The sequence below is a fragment of the Chitinophaga sp. genome (genome assembly GCF_019236475.1).
Lineage (GTDB): Bacteria > Bacteroidota > Bacteroidia > Chitinophagales > Chitinophagaceae > Chitinophaga.
Genome location: NZ_JAFAIX010000013.1, coordinates 682,169 through 693,943, shown reverse-complemented (window position 1 = coordinate 693,943; position 11,775 = coordinate 682,169). Strand labels below are relative to the sequence as shown.

Genomic DNA, 11,775 nt, shown 5'->3' with positions numbered 1-11,775 from the left:
TTTATGAAAAGAAGAGACTTCCTTAAATATACAGCCCCTGCTGCCATGCTCCCTACACTGCTTGGCGGTTTTTCAGTAAAGGCTTTCGGTACTACGCCATTGCTCGCTGCCCTCAGTGGCGCAGCCTCGGATAATGACCATGTACTGGTAATGATACAGCTTACAGGTGGTAACGATGGCCTCAACATGGTGGTGCCATTGGATATCTACGGTAAATACCAGGCTGCCCGTACCAATATCGCGATCCCTCAAGGAAAAGTGCTTAAACTCGACGGCTATACGAAATCCGGCCTACACCCGGCTATGACTGGCGTCCAGAAATTATATAACGATGGCAAAGTGAGTATCATCCAAAGTGTGGGATACCCTTCTCCCAACTTCTCTCACTTCCGCGCTACTGATATCTGGCTGACAGGCTCCGACTCCAACCAGGTATTAAACACTGGCTGGACAGGCAGATACCTGGAAACACAATACCCTGGCTTCCCTGATGGCTATCCTAACGCTGATAACCCAGATCCACTCGCCGTGCAGATAGGTTCTATTGTTTCTCCGGCTTTCCAAGGGACCAATGCCAGCATGGGTATCGCGATTACGAGCGCTACTGATTTCTATAACCTGATCGATGGGGTAATGGACCCCGTTCCCAATACCAAAGCTGGTAAAGAACTGGAATATATCCGCCTCATCGCTAAACAAGCTAACAGCTACGAACAATCTATAAAGAAAGCAGCAGCCAAAGTTTCTTCTCAAGGTGCATACCCTGCGAATAACTACCTAGCTGCACAATTGAAAATCGTAGCGCGACTCATAGCTGGCGGACTTAAAACCCGTTTGTATATGGTGAGCACTGGCGGCTTTGATACACATGCCAGCCAAACAGATGGTGGCGATAATGTCACTGGGCTGCATAGCAACCTGCTGGGAGGCGTTTCTGATGCGATTAAGGCCTTTATGGATGATCTCCGTGGCCTGAAAGCGAGTCGCCGCGTGGTGGGTATGACTTTCTCCGAATTTGGCCGTCGTATCAAATCCAATGGCAGTATGGGTACAGATCACGGTGCGGCTGCCCCTATGATCGTCTTCGGGGATTACGTGATGCAAGGCGTCCTAGGAAATTCTCCATCTATCCCAGATGCTGCGTCCGTGAATGATAATATTCCAATGCAGTACGACTTCAGATCTGTTTATGCTTCTATCCTCCAGCAATGGTTCTGTGTGAAACCGGACCAATTACAAACGATCCTGCAAAAAGATTATCAACAACTGCCACTCATCAGCGGTGTGGCTTGCGGGGTCATCACCGGTATTCCTGACCTGACGCCAGGAGAAGATAAACACCTGATCGTCAATAGCCCGAATCCTTTCACAGACTATACTACTATTACTTATATCACTGGCGCCGGTAATACCATGATTCAAATCTTTGATACCATGGGCCGACTCGTTAGCGTGCCCGTGAATAAAGTACATGCTGCCGGTACCTATACGATCAACTTTGATGCGTCTTATCTGCCTACAGGCATCTATTATGCCCGCTTCCAAAATGGACCCGTGCAACAGGTGAGACCCATGCTAAAAGTGAGGTAAAACTTGCCGCTTATCACTTACTTGAAAAGAATTTTTGTGCAACATTGTTGCAAATAGATTGGTTTACCTATCTTTGTCCTCGTGCATAAACGGTTTTGGCATAAAATCTTAGCAATACTGCTCCTGGGTGTATTTTCCTTTAATACACTCCCGAGAGAGTTTATACACGAATTTGCCAACCACCACGATACGCATGATATCGTTCACCCAGTTGGTAAAACAACCATATCATCCCTTCACAAGCACTGTGATTTTCTGCAAATCGGTATCGAACCTTATGAACCGTTTGCTGTTTCATACCTGACACCGGTTATTAAACTGACATGGATTTTCCAATCTCCCATGTTTTCGTCACCGAGGTATCAGGTACATCGTGATTTGTCTCCAAGAGCACCTCCAGTGGAAGCTGTAACGATTGCTTATACCGTCGCCTGACGGAATTTTTAATGGATTATCTCCAGGAGGAACTCCTGTTTTATTTTTTGAATTATCATTCTAATTGATATGCAATATCTGCGTGTATTCATCACTCGCTTTTCTATTGCACTGCTGGTAATGCTGGCTGTGCCTGTCTATATGTATGCAGCTTCTCCTGATGAGGGAGTTAACGATAATACCCTTAGTGGTAGAATAACGGATAAGAAAACCGGCACTGCATTGCCGGGTGCTACTATTTATCTGCCGGATCTCCGTGTGGGTGCGGCTGCAGATGCTAGTGGTAATTACATCATCAAACACCTGCCTAAAGGGAAATTTGTGGTAGAACTGCACTACGTAGGCTATGCAGCTTATACGGCTACTGTGACAATTAACGGGAATACTACACAGAATTTCGAGCTATCTGAAACGCTCATCGAAAAAAATGAGGTGGTGATAACGGGTGTGAATATGGCTACTTCTGCCAAAAGCAACCCCGTGCCTGTTAGTATTATCCGCAGAGATGATCTCGATCAACAAATTTCTACCAACATCATTGATGCGATTGCAAAAGTGCCAGGCGTGAGCCAGTTGTCTACCGGTCCTGCTATCGGCAAGCCTTTTATCCGTGGGCTGGGTTACAATCGTGTGGTAACTGTTAGCGATGGCGTAAGACAAGAAGGTCAGCAATGGGGAGACGAACATGGTATCGAAGTGGATGATTACAATGTAAACAGAATTGAAATCCTTAAAGGGCCTGCTTCGCTGATGTATGGCTCTGATGCGTTGGCAGGTGTAGTGAATATCATATCGCCGTCTCCTTTGCCTGCTGGTAGCATCAAAGGAAACGTGGCGGCCAATTACATGACCAACAACGGTACAATGGCGTACCATGCTGATATCGCAGGTAATCAAAACGGCTTCAACTGGAGTGCTTATATCACCCAGAAACAAGCGCACGATTACAAAAATAAATACGACGATTACGTTTTTAACTCTCGTTATAACAACACCAACTACGGTGCAAGTATCGGTATCAATAAACAATGGGGTTATTCACATCTGACTTTCACCTCTTTCAACCAGAACCTGGGCCTGGTGGAAGGTAACAGAGACAGTGTTGGTGGATTCCTGAAACCGGTGAATGTAAACGGTGTGGCGGAAGATGAATCTGTCTCCTCCAGCGATCACAGGTCTTACAGTATGATGGTTCCAAAACAGAAAATTACTCACCAGAAACTGGTATGGGATAATAGTCTCTACCTCAATAACGGCGGCCGTATCGGCCTGACGCTCGGTTATCAACTGAACCAGCGCCGGGAATATGGGAATGTATTGTCGCCCAATGAACCGGGCTTGTATCTCTATTTACAAACATTCAATTATGGGGCAAGTTATTACCTGCCGGAGATGAATGGTTGGCAGACGACAGTCGGCGTGAATGGTATGCAACAAAAAAATACGAACAAAGGAGTGGAATTCCTTATTCCTGCATATGATCTCTTCGACATAGGTGGATTCGTTGTAACAAGGAAAACCATTAATAAAGTGACGCTCAGCGGAGGTGTTCGATTTGACAATCGATCTTTGAGTGCTAAATCTCTTTTCCTGGACACTAATGGTCATCCTGCTGCTGGTGGCGAAGAGAAATTCACTGCATTCACAAAAGATTTCAACAATATTTCTGCTAGTGCTGGCATCAGTTACGCCGTTAGCGACCGCGTAACCCTGAAAGCTAATGCTGCTCGTGGTTTCCGTGCTCCTAATATTGCAGAGCTGTCTGCAAATGGTGTACATGAGGGCACTATTAAATACGAATACGGCAATACCAACCTCAAACCGGAGGTAAGCACTCAGGGAGATATTGGTGTTGATTTCAATACAGAACACGTTTCTCTGAATGCCAATGTATTCTACAATCACATCACTAATTTCATCTATTCTCGCAAACTGTTCAATGCAGCAGGTACAGATTCCATTCCTTCACATGATAACGAGCAAGGATTTGCTGCATTCCAATACCAGCAAACAAATGCCAACCTCTATGGAGGTGAAATGATGCTGGATATACATCCTCATCCGATCGACTGGCTGCATTTTGAGAATACCGTATCCTACGTGCGTGGGGTAGCTACTAACGGTACCGACTCAACGAAAAATCTGCCTAATATTCCTGCTGGCAGATGGCTGGCTGAACTGAAAGGTAAATTCCGTAAAGTAGGTAAGAGCTGTCTGCAAAATGCATATATAGGCGTACAAATGGACATGAATTTCGCTCAGAACAATGTGTTCAGCGCTTATGAAACGGAAACGCCTACAGCAGGATATACCCTTTTGAATGCAGGTTTTGGCGCCGACTTCGTCAATAAGAAAAGTAAAACGTTATTCTCCCTCTATTTCGCAATGAATAACATCACAGATGTGGCGTATCAGAACAATCTCAGTCGTTTGAAATATGCAGATGTAAACCCAGTTACTGGTCGGGTAGGGGTCTTTAATATGGGAAGGAATTTCAGCGTTAAAGTGGCGATTCCAATCAATTTCAAATAGAAGTAATCCTTTTAAAATCTCTGAATTGTCGACCCTGCCCGCTGGGCAAGGTCGACTAAAAAATAAAAGACCACCTGGGCAGGTAGGTGAAAATAAAAAAACACTAGTTGTTGCCTCCGCCCAAGCAGGGAACGGAATCAAAATCTCCTAGTTGTTGCCTCCGCCCTAGCAAGGAATGGAATCAAAATCTCCTAACTATTCCCTCCGCCTTAGCAGGGAACGGAATCAAAATCTCCAAACTGTTTCCCCTGCCCGCCGGGCAGGGGAAACAAAAAAAATAAAGAAGAGAAAGGGACGTCGCAGACGTCCCTTTCTCTTCTTTATAAAAATCGCCAAAAAACATTCATTTTTAGCCAATTTCAAAAATAATTACTTCGCCGGATGCATAAACTCCAACACAGAATCCCTCGCCTGCAACTCCGGCACCTTATGCGTAAAAAAGTGATCAAACAACAACGCTTTACTATTTGCTATTCTATACGCAGTAAATTTCCCTGCAGCATATAGGCCTAGAATCGTATCATTATCGTAGATATATAGGTAGGGAGACGGCAGTGTATCGATCTTCCGTATGTAATTGATAAGTCGTTTCTGAGGATTACTAATCGTGATGGTTTGCATGGAATCCTCTCCGTTTTCCACCTTGATAATTATATTGGCGGCGGTATATACGGCTGCCGAATCCGAAGGACCCCCGGATTGCAGCTTGAAATGTTGAGGATGTACTGTTTTTCTCCCCCTTTCAATCACTTTTGTTTCGTGTTCCTGCTCTGGGTCACTATTACATGACCAACAAGCCAACAGGATGATTGCAAGACGAAAACAAATTCTTTTCATTGAGTATTGGGTGTTTATGGTGGTGGTTGCTACTTGACATTAACCGCAAATACAACCTTGTTGCCACTGATATAAATATTTGAACTAAATATATGTGGATTTTGTAGTTTAGCATGGCATTTTTGGTAGATGCCATGAGGAAACAAAATCGGCTTCACTGTTTACCAAATTTCCCTCTGTTACATATAAGTTATTGCCTCTTAAAAATCTTCTGACCACCATTGGTTCAGATTTTGGTTGAAAAAGATAGGGGCTGTTTTTACAGCCCCAAATTATTTTCCAACTTAATGATGGTGATGCGGTTTCTCCAGTTGGGCTGTCTTCTCATCATAATACACAAAGAAATACAGATAAATAGCCCTCGATAAGCGCATCAACCACGGCTGTATCAATACTAACAATACACCATTGATTCCCAGCCATATAAGTATACTGTTATCTCTCCAACTAATGCCGAAAAATACAGCGTACCAAATCAGGTTAAATACAGAAAAAGCTACAGATAAGGCATAACTCACATACCCCGTCCCGAACCAAAAGCCTGCTTCCAGCTCATATTTCTGCCCGCAAACCGGACAATTATCGTGCATGTCAAAAATCTTCGACAACTTGAAATGAAAAGGATTCGAATCCTTGAACATAGGCCCTTTCCGGCATCGAGGACACTTCATGGTCAACATGCTCAGAAAGTAATTCGGGCGCGTAGGCTTATTCGTACTCATCCTGCAAATTTAATCATTTACTTTAAGCTGTTTCAAACTTCCTTTCTCCGATCTGCTGACGCCACATGGCATAATACAGTCCTTTTTCTTCTAATAAGTCCGAATGACGCCCTGTTTCCACAATCCGACCCTTCTCTAATACGAATATCCGATCCGCATGCATGATAGTGGATAACCGATGCGCAATCATCACCGTGATATGCTGACGGGTAGCCGTAATTTCCCTTACTGTTCTGGTAATCTCCTCTTCAGTAATGGAATCCAGCGCGGAGGTAGCCTCGTCAAATACCATCAGTCGCGGTTTACGCAGCAAAGCCCTGGCTATCGACAGCCTTTGCTTCTCCCCACCAGATATTTTTATACCACCTTCTCCAATCACGGTTTCAATGCCTTTATCAGCACGGGCAAGCAAACTATAACAAGACGCTTTATCCAACGCTTCCTTCACTTCTGCATCGCTGGCCCCTGGATTCACGAACAACAAGTTTTCCCGAATAGTGCCCGCAAATAGCTGCGTATCTTGGGTTACAAACCCTACCTGGTGACGCAAAGCTTCCATGTCCACTTCGTTTGCTTCCACGCCGTTATATAGGATGTGTCCTTCATTCGGTTTGTAAAGTCCTACCAACAATTTCACTAGGGTAGTTTTACCAGACCCGGAAGGCCCTACAAAGGCAATGGTCTCTCCAAGATTAGCCTTGAAACTCACATTATCCAACGCTTTCCCAGTTGCTGTCAGATGCTTAAAGCCTACATGACGGAATTCCAGATCATCGATATGTGATACATTGATCGGATTAGCTGGTAATTCTTCTACCGGTGTATGCAGGATCTGCTGGAATTTCTCTAAAGAAACCTGTGCTTCCCTGAAGTTCAGGATGATATTACCCAACTCCTGCAATGGCCCGAAAATAAAGAACGAATACAATTGCAAAGTGATGAGCTTTCCTACAGATACATAATCATGATAGATATAATATAACAGCAGAAACAAGATGGATGCCCGCATCAGGTTCACAAAAGTACCCTGCACAAAACTGATACTGCGAATACTACGCACTTTCCGCAACTCCAGCATCAGAATTTTTAAGGTCGTACTGTTTAAACGTCTGATCTCCTGATTTGTTAAACCAAGACTCTTTACCAATTCAATATTTCTTAAAGATTCTGTGGTAGAACCCGCCAGAGCAGTGGTTTCCTTCACAATAGTTTTCTGTATGCCCTTGATTTTTTTAGAGAGCACATTCATCAGGAAACCCAGCAGCAAACTACCGATCAAATAAACGAATGGTAAAGTCTTATGCACAAACCAGGCATAGATAATCACGAAGATCACACCGATCAGTGAAACAAAAAGTACATTGACAAATGAGGTGATAAATTTTTCGCAGTCTGTTCTGACTTTTTGTAAGATAGCCAGTGTTTCGCCACTGCGCTGATCCTCGAATTGTTGATAAGGGAGCCGCAGGGAATGTTTTAATCCATCGGTATACACCTGGGCGCCAAATTTTTGTACAACTACGTTTACGAAATAATCCTGAAATGCCTTTGCAATACGGGAAATCATCGCAACGCCAATGGATGCACCTAATAATAACAGGACACCTGTTACATAACTGCTTTCCGATCGTAATACGTGTCCATCCTTATCAACGCTTTTAGCATGGGATGCAAACTGATCTATAATACGCCCGAAAATGTAAGGGTCCATCATGGAAAACAACTGATTCACAGCCGCTAGTAGCATGGCGAAAAAACAAAGCCATTTGTATTTCTTCAGATATTGTAGTAATAGTTTCATAATTCCGGTTTTCTGAGTCTTTTGAGTCGAAACTTTTTTCGTATCCAAAGGTACTATATGTTATAACATTCTACTTCCACCATTCCGCAAAAATGACTAACTTAATATAGAAGTTCTTTATAAGGTTATTGGTGATTATCGGTTCATCTCATAAATCTCCACATATGAAAACGTATGATGAAAAACACGTCAAAAACATCGTACTGTTGGGAGCTGCGAAGAGTGGAAAAACTACCCTCTCAGAAACAATGCTGTTTGAAGCCGGCATTGTCAGCAAACGCGGTACAGTAGAGGAAAGTAATACTGTTTCCGACTACCACGATATTGAACATGAACGCGGAAATTCCGTATATGCAACAACAATGCACACGGAATGGAGAGACTACAAAATCAATATCATTGATACCCCCGGCCTGGAAGATTTCATCGGCGAGGTAATAGCATCCATCCGCGTCTGCGACACTGCTGTATTACTGCTGAATGCCCAGTACGGCGTGGAAGTAGGTACAGAAATGATCTGGGATTATATAGATAAATACCGAAAGCCGACCATCCTGGCGGTCAACCAGTTGGACGGAGAACAAGCCAATTTTACCAAAACCGTGGAGGAGGCACGGAAGGCGCTGGGAAATGCCGTTACCATCATGCAATACCCGGTAAACCAAGGCCTCGGATTCAATGCAATTATAGATCTCCTCAAAATGACCATGTACCGTTTCCCCCAAAACGGTGGAAAACCCGAAAAACTCCCCATCCCCGACAACGAAAAGGAAAATGCCAACAAACTCCACAATGAACTCGTCGAAAAAGCTGCTGAAAACGACGATACCCTCATGGAAAAATATTTCGAACAAGGTAGCCTCGATGAAGACGAACTCCGTGAAGGCCTCAAAATAGGTATGCTCCATCATCAGGTATTCCCCGTTTTCTGCCTCTCTGCTAAAAATGATATGGGCAGCGGCCGCCTGATGGGTTTCATCGATAATGTAGCTCCTTCTGCAATCGATATGCCCGCAGATATTACGGAAGATGGCAACGATGTGGGTTGCGATCCCGCTGGCCCTACTTGCCTCTTTGTATTTAAAACCCTCCAAGAACCCCACGTAGGACGCCTCACTTTCTTTAAAGTCATGTCCGGTGAAGTAAAACCAGGCATGGAATTGATTAACGAAAAAGGAAATACTACGGAACGCATTAGTCAACTGTTTATCGCTGATGGTAAAAACCGCAATAATGTGGATAAACTCCGCGCCGGTGATATCGGTTGTACACTGAAATTAAAGAATACGATCACCAATCATACCCTCTGCGAAAAGTCCTTCCACGGACAAATCGCGCCCATCCAGTTTCCCGGTACTAAAGTGCGCGTGGCCATCGAAGCAAAAAACAAAGCCGATGATGAAAAACTCAGCGAAGTATTAGCTGAAATCCACATGGAAGACCCCACTCTGGAAGTGGAATTCAACCGAGAACTGAAACAGGTAATCCTACACGGACAAGGAGATCTGCACCTCTTAGTCACCAAATGGCGACTAGAAAATATCTATAAAATGCCAGTGGAATTTTACGCTGCTAAAATTCCTTACCGAGAAACTATTCAGAAACCAGCACAGGCGTCTTATCGACATAAAAAACAATCCGGCGGCGCAGGCCAATTCGGGGAAGTATATATGAAGATAGAACCCTATTATGAAGGAATGCCGCCGTTGAAAGAATACCCCGTGCGGGATACAGAAGAAATCGTGCTCTCTTGGGGCGGTAAACTGGTGTTCAATAACTGCATTGTCGGTGGCGCTATTGATGCAAGGTTCCTGCCCTCCATCCTGAAAGGCGTCATGGAAAAAATGCAAGAAGGCCCACTAACGGGATCGTATGTACGCGATATCCGCGTTAGCGTCTACGACGGAAAAATGCACCCCGTAGATAGCAACGATATCTCCTTTAAAATTGCTGGTATGATGGCCTTCAGAGAGGCTTTCCACCAAGCAGCTCCACAACTCCTCGAACCTGTATTCGACCTGGAAGCAACGGCACCCGACTTCATGATGGGCGATATCATGAGCGAATTACAAAGTCGCCGTAGCATTATAACGGGAATGGATACACTAAATGGATTCCAGGTGATAAAAGCCCGTACACCACAGGCGGAACTAGACAAACTATTTGCTGCCCTGCGCAATGTTACCCAGGGTAAAGCCAAACTGAAATCCTCCTTCGCCGATTATGCGCCAGTACCGCCCGAAATACAGAAAAAATTAAGCGAAGATTACCGCAAAACAGAAGTGGAGGTTTAAAAGCCCCAGGTCTGCCTGTCCAGACTCCTGTATTGAATGGCTTCTGCCATATGTGTGGTGGTGATAAATTCACTACACTCCAGGTCTGCGATAGTGCGACTCACCTTCAGAATGCGGTCATATGCACGGGCAGAGAGCTGTAAACGTTTTAAAGCAGTACGTAACAGCTCTCTGCTGCTGTCGTCGGTAATGCAATATTTTTTCATCATCGCCGCAGTCATACGGGCATTACAGTTGATGCCGGGAAAATCTTTGAATCTATTGGCTTGAATCTCCCTGGAAGCAATCACCCTGTTTCTGATAACCGTACTGCTTTCCGATTCCCCAGGATTAGACAACGCCAGATACGAGACTGGCGTCACTTCCACATGTAAATCAATTCTGTCCATTAGCGGCCCAGATATGCGATTGAGATATTTATACACCACTCCTGGTGAACAACTACATTTTTTCTCCGGATGATTAAAATACCCACAAGGACAAGGATTCATACTTGCCAGCAACATGAAATTAGCAGGAAATTCAATGGTTTGCCTGGTTCTGGCAATAGTCACTGTACGCTCTTCCATCGGTTGCCGCATCACTTCCAACACGGCCCTTTTAAACTCAGGTAATTCATCCAAGAATAACACGCCATTATGTGCCAGCGATATTTCCCCCGGCGATATAGTACTGCCACCGCCTACCAGGGCTGCATCGCTGATCCCGTGATGCGGCGCCCGGAAAGGTCGACGAGAAATCAATCCTCCCTGATGGGTTAATTTTCCTGCTACAGAATAAATCCTAGTAGTATCCAATGCTTCTTCCAGCAGCATAGGTGGTAGTATTGTGGGGAAACGCTTCGCCAACATGGTTTTCCCTGCACCCGGCGGCCCTATGAGGATCGCATTGTGGCCCCCAGCGGCGGCTATCTCCAAAGCTCTTTTAATATGTTGCTGACCTTTTACTTCATTAAAATCAACATCGTAATATAGTTGCTCTGCCATAAAGCTGCTATTGGAAGCAGACGAAACAGGTGTCAGGGAAGCGTTCCCAGAGAAATGATGAATAATTTCCGTGAGATGGCCAGCGCCATATACGGCTATCCCTGCTACCAGCGCGGCTTCCTGTGCATTCTGCTGTGGCAACATAATGCCGCTGAAGCCTTCTGCCTTCGCTAGCATGGCCATGGATAATGCGCCACGGACGGGCAGCAGTGTGCCATCGAGAGATAGCTCGCCCATCAAAACAATACTGGAAAATAAATCGGCCGGAATATGCTCACTGGCGCCAAGAATACCAATGGCAATGGGTAGATCATAGGCTGCACCCGCTTTCTTAATAGCTGCAGGCGCAAGATTCACCACCGTGCGGGTTCTGGGCATCTTCAAGCCCAAATGCTGCAATGCAGAGGTAATCCGCTGCTCGCTCTCCTTGACGGCATTATCTGGCAGGCCAACGATGTAAAATTTATTTCCCTGGGAAGATACATTCACCTCAATGGTGATGGTAATGGCATGCACGCCTTGTAAGGCGCTGCCAAAGGTTTTAACAATCATATGGATGTAAGCTATGGTTAACAAAA

The 11,775-nt window shown here is 44.8% G+C and carries 8 protein-coding genes; 4 read left to right on the top strand and 4 right to left on the bottom strand.

What is annotated here, in order from left to right; translation table 11 throughout:
* The first annotated feature begins 3 nt into the window (after window positions 1-3).
* The 3 genes from JO154_RS24820 (at window position 4) to JO154_RS24810 (ending at window position 4,557) form a co-directional block, all read left to right on the top strand.
* Window positions 4-1,590, top strand: coding sequence for a DUF1501 domain-containing protein (locus tag JO154_RS24820; RefSeq protein ID WP_291951329.1), 1,587 nt, complete (start codon window positions 4-6; stop codon window positions 1,588-1,590).
* An 81-nt stretch (window positions 1,591-1,671) separates the two neighbouring features.
* Window positions 1,672-2,025 carry a hypothetical protein gene (locus JO154_RS24815; protein WP_291951326.1) on the top strand — a complete coding sequence of 118 codons (354 nt, stop codon included), beginning with the start codon at window positions 1,672-1,674 and terminating at the stop codon, window positions 2,023-2,025.
* A gap of 69 nt (window positions 2,026-2,094) precedes the next feature.
* On the top strand, window positions 2,095-4,557 hold the full coding sequence (locus JO154_RS24810; RefSeq protein WP_291951323.1) for a TonB-dependent receptor: 2,463 nt from the start codon (window positions 2,095-2,097) through the stop codon (window positions 4,555-4,557).
* Between the two features lie 369 nt (window positions 4,558-4,926).
* Here JO154_RS24810 and JO154_RS24805 read toward each other — a convergent pair whose 3' ends face one another.
* The 3 genes from JO154_RS24805 to JO154_RS24795 all read right to left on the bottom strand — a co-directional run bounded on the left by JO154_RS24805 (window position 4,927) and on the right by JO154_RS24795 (window position 7,917).
* Window positions 4,927-5,394 (bottom strand): hypothetical protein, encoded by a 468-nt coding sequence (locus tag JO154_RS24805; RefSeq protein WP_291951320.1) that lies wholly within the window; start codon window positions 5,392-5,394, stop codon window positions 4,927-4,929.
* A gap of 284 nt (window positions 5,395-5,678) precedes the next feature.
* The gene (locus JO154_RS24800; RefSeq protein ID WP_291951317.1) at window positions 5,679-6,116 is read right to left on the bottom strand and encodes a DUF983 domain-containing protein; all 438 of its coding nucleotides are present in this window, start codon (window positions 6,114-6,116) and stop codon (window positions 5,679-5,681) included.
* 22 nt (window positions 6,117-6,138) lie between these two features.
* Window positions 6,139-7,917: an ABC transporter ATP-binding protein gene (locus JO154_RS24795; RefSeq protein ID WP_291951314.1), complete on the bottom strand. Its 1,779-nt coding sequence runs from the start codon at window positions 7,915-7,917 to the stop codon at window positions 6,139-6,141.
* A gap of 164 nt (window positions 7,918-8,081) precedes the next feature.
* Between JO154_RS24795 and JO154_RS24790 the strand changes: the two genes are divergently transcribed.
* Window positions 8,082-10,211, top strand: coding sequence for a translation factor GTPase family protein (locus JO154_RS24790; RefSeq protein ID WP_291951311.1), 2,130 nt, complete (start codon window positions 8,082-8,084; stop codon window positions 10,209-10,211).
* On the opposite strand, the gene JO154_RS24785 is transcribed toward JO154_RS24790, so the two are convergent.
* A complete protein-coding gene (locus JO154_RS24785; protein WP_291951309.1) occupies window positions 10,208-11,749 on the bottom strand; it encodes a YifB family Mg chelatase-like AAA ATPase in 1,542 nt (513 codons plus the stop codon). The genes JO154_RS24790 and JO154_RS24785 overlap by 4 nt on opposite strands.
* Window positions 11,750-11,775 lie beyond the last annotated feature (26 nt).